At 66.6% G+C, this 15,646-nt stretch carries 17 protein-coding genes; 6 read left to right on the top strand and 11 right to left on the bottom strand.

All coding sequences use genetic code 11. The features are described 5' to 3' along the window. Positions 1-14: 14 nt before the first annotated feature. From HNP46_RS20410 to HNP46_RS20400, 3 genes are all read right to left on the bottom strand, one after another. A complete protein-coding gene (locus HNP46_RS20410) occupies positions 15-1,745 on the bottom strand; it encodes a C13 family peptidase (protein ID WP_184592539.1) in 1,731 nt (576 codons plus the stop codon). 84 nt (positions 1,746-1,829) lie between these two features. Continuing rightward, positions 1,830-2,042, bottom strand: a complete 213-nt coding sequence (locus tag HNP46_RS20405; RefSeq protein ID WP_184592537.1) for a TM2 domain-containing protein — start codon at positions 2,040-2,042, stop codon at positions 1,830-1,832. A gap of 94 nt (positions 2,043-2,136) precedes the next feature. After that, entirely contained in the window at positions 2,137-2,592 is a 456-nt protein-coding gene (locus tag HNP46_RS20400; protein ID WP_017521697.1) for a MaoC family dehydratase, read from the bottom strand. Between the two features lie 178 nt (positions 2,593-2,770). Here HNP46_RS20400 and HNP46_RS20395 point away from each other — a divergent pair, with 178 nt between their 5' ends. From HNP46_RS20395 to HNP46_RS20385, 3 genes are read left to right on the top strand one after another with little or no spacing between them, the layout of a single operon-like run. Beyond that, positions 2,771-3,133 carry a CidA/LrgA family protein gene (locus HNP46_RS20395; protein WP_184592535.1) on the top strand — a complete coding sequence of 121 codons (363 nt, stop codon included), beginning with the start codon at positions 2,771-2,773 and terminating at the stop codon, positions 3,131-3,133. After that, positions 3,130-3,846: an LrgB family protein gene (locus HNP46_RS20390; RefSeq protein WP_184592534.1), complete on the top strand. Its 717-nt coding sequence runs from the start codon at positions 3,130-3,132 to the stop codon at positions 3,844-3,846. The genes HNP46_RS20395 and HNP46_RS20390 overlap by 4 nt, the downstream gene beginning before the upstream one ends. A gap of 18 nt (positions 3,847-3,864) precedes the next feature. Continuing rightward, a complete protein-coding gene (locus HNP46_RS20385) occupies positions 3,865-4,455 on the top strand; it encodes an LON peptidase substrate-binding domain-containing protein (protein WP_184592531.1) in 591 nt (196 codons plus the stop codon). A gap of 82 nt (positions 4,456-4,537) precedes the next feature. Here the strand turns inward: HNP46_RS20385 and prpF are convergent, their stop codons facing one another. The 5 genes from prpF to HNP46_RS20360 all read right to left on the bottom strand — a co-directional run bounded on the left by prpF (position 4,538) and on the right by HNP46_RS20360 (position 11,576). Further along, complete coding sequence (gene prpF, locus HNP46_RS20380) at positions 4,538-5,725, bottom strand: 2-methylaconitate cis-trans isomerase PrpF (protein ID WP_184592519.1); 1,188 nt, start codon at positions 5,723-5,725, stop codon at positions 4,538-4,540. A gap of 205 nt (positions 5,726-5,930) precedes the next feature. Next, positions 5,931-8,540, bottom strand: coding sequence for a Fe/S-dependent 2-methylisocitrate dehydratase AcnD (gene acnD / locus HNP46_RS20375; RefSeq protein ID WP_184592592.1), 2,610 nt, complete (start codon positions 8,538-8,540; stop codon positions 5,931-5,933). A 28-nt stretch (positions 8,541-8,568) separates the two neighbouring features. Continuing rightward, positions 8,569-9,729, bottom strand: a complete 1,161-nt coding sequence (gene prpC / locus HNP46_RS20370) for a bifunctional 2-methylcitrate synthase/citrate synthase (RefSeq protein WP_184592517.1) — start codon at positions 9,727-9,729, stop codon at positions 8,569-8,571. Positions 9,730-9,969: 240 nt separating this feature from the next. Continuing rightward, positions 9,970-10,857, bottom strand: a complete 888-nt coding sequence (prpB, locus tag HNP46_RS20365; RefSeq protein WP_184592514.1) for a methylisocitrate lyase — start codon at positions 10,855-10,857, stop codon at positions 9,970-9,972. Next, positions 10,854-11,576, bottom strand: a complete 723-nt coding sequence (locus HNP46_RS20360; RefSeq protein WP_184592512.1) for a GntR family transcriptional regulator — start codon at positions 11,574-11,576, stop codon at positions 10,854-10,856. Before HNP46_RS20360 ends, prpB begins: the two co-directional genes overlap by 4 nt. Positions 11,577-11,780: 204 nt before the next feature. Here HNP46_RS20360 and HNP46_RS20355 point away from each other — a divergent pair, with 204 nt between their 5' ends. Together HNP46_RS20355 and HNP46_RS20350 are read left to right on the top strand one after the other, a co-directional pair. Next, complete coding sequence (locus HNP46_RS20355; RefSeq protein WP_184592510.1) at positions 11,781-12,203, top strand: hypothetical protein; 423 nt, start codon at positions 11,781-11,783, stop codon at positions 12,201-12,203. Continuing rightward, positions 12,184-12,801: a class I SAM-dependent methyltransferase gene (locus HNP46_RS20350; protein ID WP_184592508.1), complete on the top strand. Its 618-nt coding sequence runs from the start codon at positions 12,184-12,186 to the stop codon at positions 12,799-12,801. The genes HNP46_RS20355 and HNP46_RS20350 overlap by 20 nt, the downstream gene beginning before the upstream one ends. Here HNP46_RS20350 and HNP46_RS20345 read toward each other — a convergent pair. From HNP46_RS20345 to HNP46_RS20335, 3 genes are all read right to left on the bottom strand, one after another. Then, the gene (locus tag HNP46_RS20345; RefSeq protein ID WP_184592506.1) at positions 12,774-13,040 is read right to left on the bottom strand and encodes a hypothetical protein; all 267 of its coding nucleotides are present in this window, start codon (positions 13,038-13,040) and stop codon (positions 12,774-12,776) included. The genes HNP46_RS20350 and HNP46_RS20345 overlap by 28 nt on opposite strands. Positions 13,041-13,164: 124 nt before the next feature. Further along, entirely contained in the window at positions 13,165-13,407 is a 243-nt protein-coding gene (locus HNP46_RS20340) for a hypothetical protein (RefSeq protein WP_184592504.1), read from the bottom strand. 119 nt (positions 13,408-13,526) lie between these two features. After that, positions 13,527-14,420 (bottom strand): NAD(P)H-binding protein, encoded by an 894-nt coding sequence (locus HNP46_RS20335; protein ID WP_184592502.1) that lies wholly within the window; start codon positions 14,418-14,420, stop codon positions 13,527-13,529. Between the two features lie 168 nt (positions 14,421-14,588). On the opposite strand from HNP46_RS20335, the gene HNP46_RS20330 reads away from it, so the two are divergent. After that, the gene (locus HNP46_RS20330) at positions 14,589-15,569 is read left to right on the top strand and encodes an AraC family transcriptional regulator (protein ID WP_184592500.1); all 981 of its coding nucleotides are present in this window, start codon (positions 14,589-14,591) and stop codon (positions 15,567-15,569) included. Positions 15,570-15,646: the final 77 nt, after the last annotated feature.

Genomic DNA, 15,646 nt, shown 5'->3' with positions numbered 1-15,646 from the left:
ACACACAGTCCAGCTTAGTTGTCGCCCTGTCGTTTTGCCTGCGCATCGGTGTTGTCCAGCGCCAGGGCGCTGGGCGACTGCTGCGCCCGATAGGCTTTCCAGCGGGTAATGACCGCGCCGGGCGCCCAGAGTTGCGGCTCCGACGGCTCGAACTCTTCTTCCTTCTCGCGCTGGGCCACGGTGGCGCTGGCCAGGGCGAAGGCCTTTTCCAGGTCGTCGGTCTGCTGGAAGGCCTTGGCGAACAGGGCGTCGCCGAAGTAGGTGAAGTCGGCTTCCTCGGAGCAGCCGAAGGATACCCGGTCAGTGCGCGCGGCGGTCATGATCAGGGTCTTGTCGTCCTTCAGCGCGGGGATGAAGCCGCCGCTGAAGCAGGCCGAGATCACCAGCACCTTGTAGCGGTCCTTCAGTGGCGCCAGCAGGCTGGCCAGGTCGCTGGCCGGCAGGTCGTCGAGCTTGAGGCCGGGCATGTCCAGCACCAGTTGGTGATCGTGGGAGCCGTGGCTGGTGAGGTAGATGAACACCAGGTCTTCCGGGCCGCTGCGCTGGGCGATGGTGCGCAGGGTGCGGGCGAGGGTTTCGCGGGTGGCCATGGGGCGGTCGGCGAGGTGGTCGCGGTGGTTCACCAGGCGCACCACGCCGCGTGCGCCGAAGCGCTCGCCGAGCAGGTTGGCGACGTAGTCGGCCTCGCGCAGGAACACGCTCTGCTTGCCATCGCCGCCCAGGCTGACGCCGTAGAGTTCGATGGCCGGGGTGGATTGCGGGACGGCCGCCAGGGCCTTCTCCAATAGCGTGCCTTGTTCCAGCAGGCCGACTTCCAGTGGGTTGGGCAGCAACTGGCCGCTGGCATCCTGGCGCAGCTGGCCGGCACGCCAGGTGCCTTGCTGGACACTGCCGTCGCGCTGGGTCAGGGTTCCAGCGCCCGAGTATTCGCCACGGGCGAAGCCGCCGCGGTAGGTCTGGCCATCGGACTTGCTCAGCGTGCCCTGGCCATCGAAGCGCCAGAGGCGGAAGTCACCCTGGTAACGGCTGCCATCGGCGCCGATGAACTCGCCCGGTCCGTTCAGCGCGCCCTGCTTGAAGCGGCCCAGCCAGACGTCGCCGTTGGCGTTCTGGAAGCGTCCGGCGCCGTCGAACTGGTCATTGCGGAACTCGCCGCTGTAGTGGTCACCGGCGTCGTCGCGGAAGGTGCCCTTGCCTTCGAGCACGCCGTTCCGGAACTGGCCGCTGTACTGGTTGCCGAGGCTGTCCTGGCGGGCGCCTTCGCCGTTGGCCACGCCCTTGGCGAAGAAGCCCTGGTGGCGGGTGCCGTCAGCCTGCTGGAGGCTGCCCAGGCCGTCGTAGAGACCCTTGCGAAAGGCGCCGCTGTAGGTGGTGCCGCCCTGGGTGAGACGGCCCTCGCCGTTGAATTCGCTGTGCTTGAACTGGCCTTCGTAGACGCTGCCGTCGGGGTACTGCAGGCGGCCCTGGCCGTCGAACTGGCCGTTGCGGAATTCGCCCTGGTAGGTCGTGCCCAGGCCGTCGTCCCACTGGCCCTGGCCGCTCTGCAGGCCCTTGTCGAAGCCGCCCTCGTACCAGGCGCCATTGCTGTAATCCAGGCGCCCCTGGCCCTGCAGTTGGCCGTTGACCAGCGTACCGCGGTAGCGACCGCCGTCGGGCAGGCGGGCATCGGGGGGCAGCAGCGGTTCGCCTTCGCCGCAGGCAGCGAGCAGCAGGACGAGGCTCAAGGGCAGGAGTTTGCGTGGCATGGGGGGCTCGAATCGACGGTGGGGCGTGGATTGAGTGTGACGTAAAAAAGCCCGCGATCGCGGGCTTTTTTCAGCGGGGCCTGATCAGGTCCACTGGGTCAGCTTGTTGCCTTGTTTGTCCTTGAAGGCACCGACGATGATCATGATGAAATCGACCAGCGTCCAGATGCCCAGGCCGCCCAGGGTGAGGATCTGCAGGATGGCGGTGCCGATCTTGCCGACGTAGAAGCGGTGGGCGCCGAAGGTGCCGAGGAAGAAGCACAGCAGGAAGGCGGGGAGGATGCGTTTTTCGGTCATGGGACAGTCCTTGTGAGTGATCGCCTTGTGAATGATCGCGGCCGCTCCTTTTGGCAGCCGCGGGCATTCTAATCCATAACCTTTAGTAAATGTTTCAGACGAAGCACAGGCTCAGCGACTCGGCGATGTAGGCCGGCTTGGGCAGGCCTTCGATCTCCAGGGTGCAGCGCGCCTTGATCAGCCACTGGCCGGGGTTTTTCTCGGTGATGTCGGTGATGGTCACCTGCAGACGCACGCGCGAATCCACCGGCACCGGCTGGATGAAACGCACGCTGTCCAGGCCGTAGTTGACCACCATCTTTGGGTTCTCCGGCAGGACCAGCAGGCCCTCGCAGAGCTTGGGAATCAGCGACAGCGACAGGAAGCCGTGGGCGATGGTGCCGCCGAAGGGGGTCTTCTTCGCCTTCTCCGGGTCGACGTGGATGAACTGGTGGTCCTCGGTGCACTCGGCGAACTGGTTGATGCGCTGCTGATCGATGGTGATCCACTGCGAATGGCCCAGGTCCTTGCCGATATAGTCCTTCAGTGCGCTTACAGGTACGAATGCCATGTTTCCTCCGGGGATATCGTTGTTCTTCTAATGGGGCCTGCGTAAGAGTCCGCCAACAGATCAGCATGGGGCCTGCAGTCGGTCAAGCCGCAGCGGCATTCATGCTTTGGGCGAATGCCGCGCCATAGCGCGCGCCGGGCGGGCATAATGACGCCTCGTTGCGCTGGAGATTTCCCTGATGTTGTTACGCGGCCTGACCTGGCTGGTGCTGTTCCAACTGCTCGGCACGGGCCTGAATGCTCTCACCCTGCACATGATCCCCGGCCCGATCATTGGGCTGGTGCTGCTGTTCGCCTTCCTGGTAAGGAACGGCGAGGTGAGCAAGCCGGTCAACGAGGCGGCGGCCTCGCTGCTGCGCTACCTGCCGCTGCTGTTGGTGCCGGCGGCAGTGGGCGTGATGGCCTACGCGAAGCAGATCGCCGCGGACTTCTGGGCCATCGCCGGGGCCCTGGCGTTGTCGCTGCTGGTGTCCTTCGTGTTCGCCGGCTGGCTGATGCAGAAGCTCATCGACCGTCAGCGCAAGCAGAAGGAGGGCGCATGATGTTCGACTGGCAAGGCGCGCTGGACTCCGTCATCCACCATCCGCTGTTCTGCGTCGGCGTCACCCTGGGCGCTTATCAACTGGCGCTGGCCGCCTATGAGCGCACGCGCTGGGTGTTCCTGCAGCCGGTGCTGGTGTCGATGCTGATCGTCATCGCCGTGCTGCTGGCCTGCGGCATCGACTACGCCGAATACAGCAACAGCGCCAAGGTACTGACCATTCTTCTCGGCCCCGCCACCGTGGCGCTGGCGGTGCCGTTGTTCCTCAACCTGAAGCGCATCCGCCAGCTGTTCTGGCCGACGCTGATCACCCTGCTGGTCGGCGGCCTGTTCGCCACCGCGCTGGGTATCGGTCTGGGCTGGCTGTTCGGCGTGGACCACGAACTGCTGATGAGCCTGGCGCCAAAGTCGGTGACCTCGCCGATTGCCATGCTGGTGGCCAGCCAGATCGGCGGCGTGGCGGCGCTGGCGGCGGTGTTCGTACTGATCACCGGCGTGCTCGGCGCCATCCTCGGCCCCGAGCTGCTGCGCCGCGTCGGTGTGCATCATCCGGCCGCCCAGGGCATGGCGCTGGGCATGACCGCCCACGCCGTGGGCACCTCCCGCGCCCTGCAGGAGGGCGAGGAATGCGGCGCCTTCGCCGCCCTGGCCATGAGCCTGATGGGCGTGGCCACCGCTGTGCTGCTACCGTTGGCGGTAGCGCTGAGCGCCTGACCCATCGACGGAGTGCCCATGAGTTTCCCGCTGTTCCCCCTCAACACCGTGCTGTTCCCCGGCTGCCGCCTCGACCTGCAGATCTTCGAGGCACGCTACCTGGACATGGTCGGCCGCTGCATGAAGCAGAACGGCGGCTTCGGCGTGGTGGCCATCGTCGAGGGCGAGGAAGTCGGCGATGCGCCGGAGCGCTACAGCCTGGTGGGTTGCGAGGCGCGAATCATCGACTGGAAGCAGCAGTCCAACGGCCTGCTGGGCATCCGCGTCGAAGGTGGCCGGCGCTTGCGCATACTCTCCGCCAACGTGCAGCCGGACCAGCTCACCGTAGCGGAAGTGGAGTGGCTGGACGAACAGCCCGACCGGCCGCTGACCAAGGAACACGACGATCTCGCCGCGCTGCTCGAAGCGCTGTCCATGCACCCGATGGTTGCCGCGCTGGAGATGGGCGGCGAGGTCAACGGTCAGCAGGCGCTGGCCTGCCAGCTCGCCTACCTGCTGCCCTTCGAGCATGAGCAGAAGCAGGTGCTGCTGGAGATGGACGACCCCACCGTGCGCCTGGCGCGCATCCAGGTGCTGCTGGAGCAGTTGCAGGGCGATTTTGTCGCTTGACTGGGGCGGCAGGCTACAGGCTGCAGGCGACAGGCAAGAGCGCTTTTACCTGCAGCGTGCAGCCTGCCGCCTGTAGCCGCTTTTAGAACGAATCCCCCGGCACCCGCACCCAGCCTTCCATGAGGATGCGTGAGCTGCGGCTCATGATGGCCTTGGTCACCGTCCATTCGCCATTCACCTGTTTGGCCTCGGCGCCCACGCGCAGGGTGCCGGAGGGGTGGCCGAAGCGTACGGCGCTGCGTTCGCCACCGCCGGCGGCGAGGTTCACCAGGGTGCCGGGGATGGCCGCGGCGGTGCCGATGGCCACGGCGGCGGTGCCCATCATGGCGTGGTGCAGCTTGCCCATGGACAGCGCGCGCACCAGCAGGTCGACGTCGCCAGCCTGCACCTGCTTGCCGCTGGAAGTGACGTAGTCCCTGGCCGGCGCGACGAAGGCGATCTTCGGCGTGTGCTGGCGGGTCGCGGCTTCTTCGGCGGTCTTGATCAGACCCATGCGCAGGGCGCCGGCGATGCGGAACTTCTCGAAGCGCGCCAGTTGCTCGGGGTCGCCATTGATCGCTTCGCGCAGCTCGGCGCCGGTGTAGCCGATGTCCTTAGCGTTGACGAAGATGGTCGGAATGCCGGCGGTGATCATGGTCGCCTTGAAGGTGCCGACTCCGGGGACTTCCAGGTCATCGACCAGGTTGCCGGTGGGGAACATCGAGCCGCCGTCTTCACCGTCGTCGGACGGGTCGAGGAACTCCAGCACGATCTCGGCGGCAGGGAAGGTCACGCCGTCCAGCTCGAAGTCGCCGGTTTCCTGCACCTGGCCGTTGGTGATCGGCACGTGGGCGATGATGGTCTTGTGGATGTTCGCTTGCCAGATACGCACCACGCAGGTGCCGTTGTCCGGGATGCGCGACGGATCGACCAGGCCGGCGTGGATGGCGAAGGAGCCGGCGGCGGTGGAGAGGTTGCCGCAGTTGCCGCTCCAGTCGACGAAGGCCTTGTCGATGGAAATCTGCCCGTAGAGGTAGTCGACGTCGTGCTCGGGCTGGGTGCTCTTGGACAGGATCACGCACTTGCTGGTGCTGGAGGTCGCGCCGCCCATGCCGTCGATGTGCGCGCTGTACGGATCGGGGCTGCCGATCACGCGCATGAACAGCTTGTCGCGGGCTTCACCCGGCACCTGGCAGCGCTCGGGCAGGTCCTGCAGGCGGAAGAACACGCCCTTGCTGGTGCCGCCGCGGATGTAGGTGGCGGGGATCTTCACTTGGGGTACGTGGGGCATGGGGTCGGGTCCCTGGGTATTCGGTGGTGGGCTGCCCTCTCCCTAACCCTGGCTGCGCGCCCCGCTCCGAAGGGAGAGGGGACCGTTCGGTGCAGGTTGAAAGCATGGCATCAGCCGGCACGTACTGCTCCCTCTCCCTTCAGGGAGAGGGCGGGGGAGAGGGGCCTTTATCCCGGCCCGCACAAGGCAGGCCGGAGCCGTTACATCAAGCCGCGGACGACTCGAGGAAGTCCTTGGCGAAGCGCTGCAGTACGCCACCGGCGTTGTACACCTTCACTTCGGCGGCGGTGTCCAGGCGGCAGGTGACCGGGACTTCGAGCACTTCGCCGTTGCGGCGATTGACCACCAGGGTCAGGTCGCAGCGCGGCGAGACGTCGCCCTTGATGTCGTAGGTCTCGGTGCCGTCCAGGCCCAGGGTCAGGCGGGTGGTACCCGGCTTGAACTCCACCGGCAGCACGCCCATGCCCACCAGGTTGGTGCGGTGGATGCGCTCGAAGCCTTCGGCGACGATCACTTCCACGCCCGCCAGGCGCACGCCCTTGGCCGCCCAGTCGCGGGACGAGCCCTGGCCGTAGTCGGCGCCTGCGACGATGATCAGGTTCTGCTTGCGGTTCATGTAGGTTTCGATGGCTTCCCACATGCGCATCACCTGGCCTTCGGGCTCGACGCGGGCCAGCGAACCCTTCTTCACTTCCCCGTTGACCACGGCCATTTCGTTGACCAGCTGCGGGTTGGCGAAGGTGGCGCGCTGGGCGGTCAAGTGGTCGCCGCGGTGGGTGGCGTAGGAGTTGAAGTCTTCCTCCGGCAGGCCCATTTTCGCCAGGTACTCGCCGGCCGCGCTGTCCAGCAGGATGGCGTTGGAGGGTGACAGGTGATCGGTGGTGATGTTGTCCGGCAGGATCGCCAGCGGCAGCATGCCCTTGAGCGTGCGCTCGCCGGCCAGCGCGCCTTCCCAGTAGGGCGGACGACGAATGTAGGTGGACATCGGGCGCCAGTCGTACAGCGGGCTCTCGGCTTCCTGCACGCTGCCCAGGTCGAACATCGGGATGTAGACCTGCTTGAACTGCTCGGGCTTCACGCTCGCCGCGACGATGGCATCGATCTCCTCGTCCGACGGCCAGAGGTCCTTCAGGGTGACGGGGTTGCCGTTCTTGTCGGTGCCCAGCGGGTCCTGCTCGATGTCGAAGCGCACGGTGCCGGCGATGGCGTAGGCGACCACCAGCGGCGGCGAGGCGAGGAAGGCCTGCTTGGCGTAGGGGTGGATGCGCCCGTCGAAGTTGCGGTTGCCCGAAAGCACGGCGGTGGCGTACAGGTCGCGGTCGATGATCTCTTTCTGGATCGCCGGGTCCAGCGCGCCGGACATGCCGTTGCAGGTGGTGCAGGCGTAGGCGACGATGCCGAAGCCGAGCTTCTCCAGCTCCGGCAGCAGGCCGGCTTCTTCCAGGTAAAGCTTGGCGACTTTCGAACCCGGCGCGAACGACGTTTTGACCCACGGCTTGCGCAGCATGCCCAGCGCGTTGGCCTTCTTCGCCACCAGGCCGGCGGCGATGACGTTGCGCGGGTTGGAGGTGTTGGTGCAGCTGGTGATGGCGGCGATGATCACCGCGCCATCGGGCATCAGGCCTTCGGCTTCCTCGACGCGACCGGACTCCAGCTTGGCTTCGTCGGCGATGCCACGCTCGGCCAGTGCCGAGGTCGGCAGGCGGCGGTGCGGGTTGGACGGGCCGGCCATGTTGCGCACGACGCTGCCCAGGTCGAACTCCAGCACGCGCTCGTACTCGGCGGTTTCCAGCGCGCTGCTCCACAGGCCGAGGGTCTTCGCGTAGTTCTCTACCAATGCCACCTGCTCGGGCTCGCGGCCGGTGAGCTTGAGGTAGTCGATGGTCTGGCCGTCGATGTAGAACATCGAGGCGGTGGCGCCGTATTCCGGGCACATGTTGGAGATGGTCGCGCGGTCGCCGATGGTCAGGCTGTCCGCGCCCTCGCCGAAGAATTCGACGTAGGCGCCAACCACGCGCTCCTTGCGCAGGAACTCGGTGATCGCCAGGACGATGTCGGTGGCGGTGATGCCGGGTTTGCGCTTACCGGTCAGCTTCACGCCGACGATGTCGGGCAGGCGCATCATCGACGGATGACCCAGCATCACGGTCTCGGCTTCGAGGCCGCCGACGCCGATGGCGATCACGCCCAGGGCATCCACGTGCGGGGTGTGCGAGTCGGTGCCGACGCAGGTGTCGGGGAACGCGATGCCGCCGCGTGCCTGGATCACCGGGCTCATTTTCTCCAGGTTGATCTGGTGCATGATGCCGTTGCCGGCCGGGATCACGTCGACGTTCTTGAACGCGGTCCTGGTCCAGTCGATGAAGTGGAAGCGATCCTCGTTGCGGCGGTCCTCGATGGCGCGGTTCTTCTCGAACGCATCCGGGTCGAAGCCGGCGGCTTCCACGGCTAGCGAGTGGTCGACGATCAGTTGGGTCGGCACCACCGGGTTGACCTTGGACGGGTCGCCGCCTTTCTCGGCGATGGCGTCCCGCAGGCCGGCGAGGTCGACCAGCGCGGTCTGGCCGAGGATGTCGTGGCAGACCACGCGCGCCGGGTACCAAGGGAAGTCGAGGTCGCGCTTGCGGTAGATCAGTTGTTCCAGCGAAGCGGTCAGGTCTGCCGGCTCGCAGCGGCGCACCAGCTGTTCGGCCAGAACGCGGGAGGTGTAGGGGAGCTTGTCCCAGGCGCCGGCCTGGATCGCCTCGACCGCCTCGCGGGCGTCGAAGTAATCCAGCGCGGTGCCGGGCAGGCGCTTGCGGTATTGGCTGTTCACGGAGTCAGTCATCGTTATTGTCCAGAAATCAGGTGCGGTCCTTGAGCGGCACGAACTTCAGGTCTTCGGGGCCTGTGTAGTTGGCGCTCGGGCGGATGATCTTGCCGTCGATGCGTTGCTCTATGACGTGGGCTGACCAGCCGGCGGTGCGGGCGATGACGAACAGCGGGGTGAACATGGCGGTGGGCACGCCCATCATGTGGTAGCTCACGGCGCTGAACCAGTCGAGGTTGGGGAACATCTTCTTGATGTCCCACATGATGGTCTCCAGGCGCTCGGCGATGTCGTACATCTTGGTGTTGGACTGCTCGTTCGACAGCTGGTGGGCGACTTCCTTGATCACCTTGTTGCGCGGGTCGGACACGGTGTAGACCGGGTGGCCGAAGCCGATCACCACTTCTTTCCTTTCAACGCGGGCGCGGATGTCGGCCTCGGCTTCGTCCGGGTTGTCGTAGCGCTTCTGGATTTCGAAGGCCACTTCGTTGGCGCCGCCGTGTTTCGGGCCGCGCAGCGCGCCGATGGCGCCGGCGACGCAGGAGTAGATGTCCGAACCGGTGCCGGCGATCACGCGGGAGGTGAAGGTGGAGGCGTTGAACTCGTGCTCGGCGTACAGGTTGAGCGAGGTGTGCATGGCGCGCACCCAGGACTCGCGCGGCTTCTGCCCGTGCAGCAGGTGCAGGAAGTGGCCGCCGATGGAGTCGTCGTCGGTCTCGACGTCGATGCGCTTGCCGTTGTGGCTGAAGTGGTACCAGTAGAGCAGCGCGGAGCCCAGGGAAGCCATGAGCTTGTCGGCGATGTCACGGGCGCCCGGGTGGTTGTGGTCGTCCTTCTCCGGCGACAGGCAGCCGAGCACGGACACCGCGGTGCGCATCACGTCCATCGGGTGGGCTGACGGCGGCAGGGTTTCCAGGGCGGCTTTCACGCCGGCCGGCAGGCCGCGCAGGGCTTTGAGCTTGGCCTTGTAGCCGGCCAGTTCGGCGACGTTGGGCAGCTTGCCGTGGACCAGCAGGTGGGCGATTTCCTCGAAGTCGCAGCGGTTGGCGAAATCCAGCACGTCATAGCCGCGGTAGTGCAGGTCGTTGCCGGTGCGGCCGACGGTGCACAGGGCAGTGTTGCCAGCGGCGGTGCCACTCAGGGCCACGGACTTCTTCGGCTTGAAGCCGGTGGTGGTTTCTGCGGTAGCGCTCATCGCGTGTCTCCTCATCAAATCCGGTTGCTTGTTCTTGTTCCGCCGGCATGGGCCGTGCGGTCGGTTCGAATCTGGTCGGCGGATAACGCCTGTGGCGTTATGCGCCCTACGGGTGTTTCAGGTCCGGCGTAGGGCGAACAACGCGAAGCGTTATCCGCCGTTGGCCTCTATGGTGGATAACGCCTGGGGCGTTATGCACCCTACGGATCGTTCGGCATGGGCGCCGGGCGATCCTTCGGATCACTTCTTGTTCGCGGCGAACAGCGCATCGAGCTTCTGCTCGAAGGCGTGGTAGCCGATGCGGTCGTACAGCTCGGCACGGGTCTGCATCAGCTCGATCACGTTCTGCTGGTGGCCTTCCTGGCGGATCGCGGTGTACACCGCTTCGGCGGCCTTGTTGGCGGCGCGGAAGGCGGACAGCGGATACAGCTGGATGGCCACGCCGACCGAGGCCAGCTCGTCGCGGGTGAACAGCGGGGTGGCGCCGAACTCGGTGATGTTGGCCAGGATCGGCACGTTCAGCGCATCGACGAAGCGCTTGTAGGTCGGCAGGTCGTAGGCGGCCTCGGCGAAGATCGCGTCAGCGCCGGCCTCGACGTAGCGCTGGCAGCGCTCGATGGCGGCGTCCACGCCTTCGGCCTGGATGGCGTCGGTGCGGGCGATGAGGAAGAAGTCCGGGTCGGTCTTGGCATTGGCGGCGGACTTCACCCGGTCGACCATCTCCTGGGTGGAGACGATTTCCTTGCCCGGACGGTGGCCGCAGCGCTTGGCGCCGACCTGGTCTTCGATGTGGGCAGCAGCGGCGCCGGCCTTGATCAGGCTCTTCACGGTGCGCTCGATGTTGAAGGCGCTGGGGCCGAAGCCGGTGTCGATGTCCACCAGCAGCGGCAGGTCGCAGACGTCGGTGATGCGGCGAACGTCGGTGAGCACGTCATCCAGGGTATTGATGCCCAGGTCAGGCAGGCCGAGGGAACCCGCCGCCACGCCGCCACCGGAGAGGTAGATGGCCTTGAAACCGGCGCGCTTGGCCAGCAGCGCATGGTTGGCGTTGATCGCGCCGATCACCTGCAGCGGCTGTTCTTCGGCAAGGGCTTCGCGGAAACGTTGGCCGGCGGTCTTGTAGCTCATTGTTCACCTCGTTCGTTGGCTGTCTTGGCTTGGGCGTCCAGGTAGTGACGCTCCATATTGCGTTTCGAGGCGCCGATGTGACGGCGCATCAGCAACTCGGCCAGCTCGCCGTCACGGTCGGCGATGGCATCGAGAATCCGGTGGTGTTCGGCGAAGGCCTGGCGCGGCCGGTTGGGCGTCGCCGAGAACTGCAGGCGGTACATGCGCACCAGCTGGTACAGCTCGCCGCAGAGCATGCGGGTGAGGGTGCGGTTGCCGCTGCCCTGGATGATCCGGTAGTGGAAGTCGTAGTTGCCTTCCTGCTGGTAATAGCCACGGCCGGCCTGGAACGCCTCGTCGCGCTCGTGGGTGTCGAGCACCCGGCGCAGTTCGTCGATCTCGGCCTGGGTCATGCGTTCGGCGGCCAGGCGGCAGGCCATGCCTTCGAGGGATTCGCGGATCTCGTAGAGCTCCAGCAGCTCCTCGTGGCTGAGCGAGACGACGCGCGCGCCGACGTGGGGCACGCGCACCAGCAGCTTCTGCCCTTCCAGCCGGTGGATCGCCTCGCGCAGCGGCCCGCGGCTGATGCCGTAGGTGCGCGCCAGTTCCGGCTCGGAAATCTTGCTGCCGGGGGCGATCTCGCCCTGGACGATGGCCGACTGGATCTTGCGGAACACGTGTTCCGACAGGGTCTCGCCGTCGTCGCTGGCGGTGGGGGGCAGGATCAGGCTATCGCTCATGGTGTCGACAATCTTCTTGGTGTGCGGCGAAAGCTACCCCCGCAGAGCTATCGGGTCAATGAAGATTTGGTGAATTGTCGACAATCGTCTAATGAGAAGGTTTTCTTATGCCGGGCCGCCGCGGGGATCGGAAAGGACGGCCGCGAACATGAGAAGATCCCGGGCGGATCGATCAGGGAGCGTGTCGTGCAAGCGAATCAGCGGATGAGACGACTGTTGACCAGCGTGGCGGGATTCCTGCTGCTGGGCTGGGGACAGGGGCTGTGGGCCCTGCATCCCTACCGGGACAACCTGACGGCGGACGTGCGGTCGATCAGCCTGTCGCAGGAGATGGCTCCTTTGCTGCTGTTCTGGGCACTGTGGATCGCACTGGCGGCCTGGCCCCGCTGGGCGGCCACCTTGCGCGGCGGCGTGCTTTCGTCGGGAGTGGCCCTGCTGGGCTGGTTCTGGGTGGATCTTTGTCTGTACGACAGCCGGGTGGCGAGCTGGAGCACCTACACGCTGGCCGAGCTGGCGGCGGAGGTGGCCTTCATCTGTGCCTGGCCACTGCTGTGCGCCGTTCTCGCCTATGGTGGTGGCTGGGCCCTGGCGGCCTGGAGGAAGACCGATGATCCGCAGCTGGTATGACCGTCACGCACTGCCCCGACTGATCGACTTCGCCTGCGGCATGGGCGACGTGATGAAGCAGCGCTCGCTGCTGGTGCCCCGCGCCCGTGGGCGGGTGCTGGAGATCGGCATGGGCACCGGTCTGAACCTGTCGTTCTACGATCCGGCCAAGGTGTCGACAATCGTCGGCGTCGACCCGGCGGCGCAGATGCAGAAGCTGGCCCGCAGCCGTGCCGAGGCCATCGGCATTCCGGTGGAGATGGTGGCGCTGGAGCTGGGGCAGATCCGCGCCGACGTCGGCAGTTTCGACAGCATCGTCTGCACCTTCACCCTGTGCAGCATCCCCGATGCTGTGGCCGCGCTGCAGGAAATGCGCCGGGTACTCAAGCCCGGCGGCGAATTGCTCTTCTGTGAGCACGGCCTGGCGCCGGATGCTGGCGTGCGCACCTGGCAACACCGGCTGACGCCGGTTTGGAAGCCCCTGGCCGGCGGCTGCCACCTGGACCGCGACATGCCGGCGCTGATCGAGTCCGGCGGCTTCCAGCTGCGCGAGTTGATCCAGGACTACCTGCCCGGCCCGCGGCCGATGACCTACGTATACCGCGGCATGGCCGACTGACGCGGCGGCGGCAGGCAGTCCAGCACCTCGATGCTGAGGATGTAGGCGCTGCGCACGTAGAAGTCTTCAGAGTGCTCGAGCAGGCCCAGGTCGGACTGGCAATCGTTCATGCGCACGACGAAAGGCGCCGCGCCCTCGCAGAGTGCGTGGTAATCCTCCCGACTGATCCAGCCCTGGAGGACGGAGGATTCGCGGTTGTGGGCACGAACCACGACTTCGACGCGAAGTTGCTCGTTCATGGAAGCATTACCTGGCAGTGGGTTTACGGGGGGCAAACCTTAGCTTCCGGACCTCGAAGGCACTGTCAGGGGCTTCCGATTGGACTGTGCGGATATCCCGTAGCTCTGGCCTGGCGGGCCGTACTCAGGCGACCTGGTCGGCGGGAGTGATGCTGAGGATGTGCGAGTTGCTCAGGAACAGGTCCTGTATCGGGCCGCAGGGGTTCTGCTGGTTCTGGCATTCCTCCAGGCGCACCATGGCCGGGCCGAGGCCGGCGCGCAGGGCGTGGTAATCGTCCAGGCTGATACGGCCGTGGAGGATGCGTTGCGGGCGGTAGGGAGACCAGGTCTCCACTTCCACCCAGAGGCTTTCGGAATCGTGCGGCATGGCGGCGAGGGGTCCGGCTGAAAAGGGCGAGTACTCTAGACAGCGGACCCGTGCCGAATTCATCGGCGATTTCCGAGAAAATTGTAGGAATGTGTGTTGATTCGATAGGCGGCCCAGCACTACGGCAGGGCCCGGTAGGCTTCGGCCCAGGCCTGGGCGAACGCCTCCAGGGGCGTTGCGGTGGTGTTGCGCGGTGAGCGGGCCTCCCGCGCACGGACCCGGCCGGCGCTGATCGCCTCGCCCAGTTCCGCATAGCAGGCGGCAACGCTGGCCGAATAGCCGGCCTGCTGCAGCGCCTCGGCCAGCTCTGCTGGCGACACCTGTACGTAGGGCAGCTCAGGCCGGCCAATGGCTTCGCCCAGCAGGCGGGTTGCCTCGGCGTAGCTGATATCGCGCTGGCCGAGCACTTCGCGAATCTCCAGGCCCTGCCAGTCGCGCTCCCGCAGTGCGCGGCTGGCGGCGTCGGCAACATCCTGCGTGGCGACCATGGGCACCGGTACGTCCGCGGCCACGGCATCGCTGTAACAGTCGTAGGCGCGGACGATTTCCAGAGCGCCATAGAGGTTCTCGAACAGCGCACCGGAACGCAGCATCAGCACGTTCACCGCCGACGGCAGCTGGCTCAGGCGCTGCTCCTGGTCGTGCATGCTGATGATCGGCCCGGTGCCGGAGGGGACTTCGGCGCCCACGCTGCTGATGAACACCACGTGGCGCACGCCGCTGTCGCGGATCGCCTGGACGATCGCTTCGCCCTGGGCGGCCTGCTGCCGGCGGTAGTCCTCGGTTTCCGGGCCGTAGGCGAGCAGGGTGTAGACGGCTTCCGCGCCGCGGAAGGCTTCAGTGAGAAAGGCGGCGTCGTGCGGCTCGCCCACGGCGATCTCGGCGCCGGCAGCGGCCAGCGCTGCCAGGCGTTCGGCATTGCGTCCCAGGGCGCGGACGGGGATGCCGGCTTGCAGCAGGGTCTGGCAGATTCTCGAACCGGTGCGGCCGGTGGCGCCCATTACAGTAATCATGATGCTGTCCTCGCAGTTGGCCGTCCCGCGGCGCCCGCCGTGGGTTCGTTGGCCTGGATGCAGTCTCCCGCTGATCGACTGGACGTTTAATGCCTGGAGGTCTTTGCTTCATGCTCATTCGTCCAGAGATGCTGGACGCCGTCGTACTGTCGGACGAGTCTCGAAGCCATGAACGCTCCTACCGTTCCACCGGACCTTGCCGATGCCTGGGCTTCCACCGACCCCCTGGGCGAGGCCCTGCATTTCCTGCGCATGAGCGGCACCTTCTATTGCCGCTCGGAGTTCACTGCGCCCTGGGGCCTGGAACTGCCGGCCATGCCGCAGTGCCTGATGTTCCATGTGCTCACCGTCGGCGAGTGCTGGCTGCAAGCCGCGGGCGACGAGCCGCGCCGGCTGGCGCCGGGTGACCTGGTGCTGGTGCCCCACGGCGAGGGCCATCGGCTGGTTAGTGCGCCGGGTGCAGCGGCGGCGGGGCTGTTCGACCTGCCGCGCGCCTATGCCAGCGACCGCTACGAGGTGCTGCGCCAGGGTGGCGGTGGCGAGCCGACGGCGATGATCTGCGGCGCGGTGCGCTTCGACCATCCCGCCGCGCTGCAACTGGTGCGCCTGCTGCCGCGCGTGCTGGAGGCGCAGGTGCGCGACCGCGGCCAGCGCGACTGGCTGATGAGCACCCTGCAACTGATGGAGAACGAGGCAAGGGCCATGCGCCCCGGTGGCGAAACGGTGATTACCCGGCTGGCCGATATCCTGGTGATCCAGGCCATCCGCGCCTGGATCGAGCAGGACCCGGAGGCGCAGACCGGTTGGCTCGGCGCCTTGCAGGATCGTCAGTTGGGGCGTGCGCTGAGCCTGATCCACCGCGATCCGGCACGGGACTGGAGCCTGCCGGCGCTGGCGGAAGCGGCCGCCATGTCACGCTCTGCCTTCGCCGCGCGCTTCGCCGAGAAGGTCGGCATGCCGGCCATGCATTACGTCACCCGCTGGCGCATGCACGTGGCACTGAGCTGGCTGCAGGAGCGGGAGATCGCCGTGGCCGAGCTGGCCGAGTGCCTCGGCTACCAGTCCGAGGCGGCGTTCAGCCGGGCATTCAAGCGCTGCATCGGCCTTTCTCCGGGCGCCGTGCGGCGAGGCGGACGGACCGGCGGATGAAGGCGTCGGTCTGACGCAAAGCGTTCCGCCTGCGACCGCGCAGGTCGTTTTCCGCGGGCCTCCCTGATTCGGGTGGT

The organism is Pseudomonas nitroreducens (assembly GCF_014204515.1).
Taxonomy (GTDB): Bacteria; Pseudomonadota; Gammaproteobacteria; order Pseudomonadales; family Pseudomonadaceae; genus Pseudomonas; species Pseudomonas nitritireducens_A.
Note: the sequence above shows the minus strand (reverse complement) of the source record. Positions and strands in the feature narration are given on the sequence as shown.

Coding starts and splice junctions, on each gene's coding strand:
- HNP46_RS20410 (WP_184592539.1), bottom strand. CDS start 1,745: ATGCCACGCAAACTCCTGCCCTTGAGCCTCGTCCTGCTGCTCGCTGCC.
- HNP46_RS20405 (WP_184592537.1), bottom strand. CDS start 2,042: ATGACCGAAAAACGCATCCTCCCCGCCTTCCTGCTGTGCTTCTTCCTC.
- HNP46_RS20400 (WP_017521697.1), bottom strand. CDS start 2,592: ATGGCATTCGTACCTGTAAGCGCACTGAAGGACTATATCGGCAAGGAC.
- HNP46_RS20395 (WP_184592535.1), top strand. CDS start 2,771: ATGTTGTTACGCGGCCTGACCTGGCTGGTGCTGTTCCAACTGCTCGGC.
- HNP46_RS20390 (WP_184592534.1), top strand. CDS start 3,130: ATGATGTTCGACTGGCAAGGCGCGCTGGACTCCGTCATCCACCATCCG.
- HNP46_RS20385 (WP_184592531.1), top strand. CDS start 3,865: ATGAGTTTCCCGCTGTTCCCCCTCAACACCGTGCTGTTCCCCGGCTGC.
- prpF (WP_184592519.1), bottom strand. CDS start 5,725: ATGCCCCACGTACCCCAAGTGAAGATCCCCGCCACCTACATCCGCGGC.
- prpC (WP_184592517.1), bottom strand. CDS start 9,729: ATGAGCGCTACCGCAGAAACCACCACCGGCTTCAAGCCGAAGAAGTCC.
- prpB (WP_184592514.1), bottom strand. CDS start 10,857: ATGAGCTACAAGACCGCCGGCCAACGTTTCCGCGAAGCCCTTGCCGAA.
- HNP46_RS20360 (WP_184592512.1), bottom strand. CDS start 11,576: ATGAGCGATAGCCTGATCCTGCCCCCCACCGCCAGCGACGACGGCGAG.
- HNP46_RS20355 (WP_184592510.1), top strand. CDS start 11,781: ATGAGACGACTGTTGACCAGCGTGGCGGGATTCCTGCTGCTGGGCTGG.
- HNP46_RS20350 (WP_184592508.1), top strand. CDS start 12,184: ATGATCCGCAGCTGGTATGACCGTCACGCACTGCCCCGACTGATCGAC.
- HNP46_RS20345 (WP_184592506.1), bottom strand. CDS start 13,040: ATGAACGAGCAACTTCGCGTCGAAGTCGTGGTTCGTGCCCACAACCGC.
- HNP46_RS20340 (WP_184592504.1), bottom strand. CDS start 13,407: ATGCCGCACGATTCCGAAAGCCTCTGGGTGGAAGTGGAGACCTGGTCT.
- HNP46_RS20335 (WP_184592502.1), bottom strand. CDS start 14,420: ATGATTACTGTAATGGGCGCCACCGGCCGCACCGGTTCGAGAATCTGC.
- HNP46_RS20330 (WP_184592500.1), top strand. CDS start 14,589: ATGAACGCTCCTACCGTTCCACCGGACCTTGCCGATGCCTGGGCTTCC.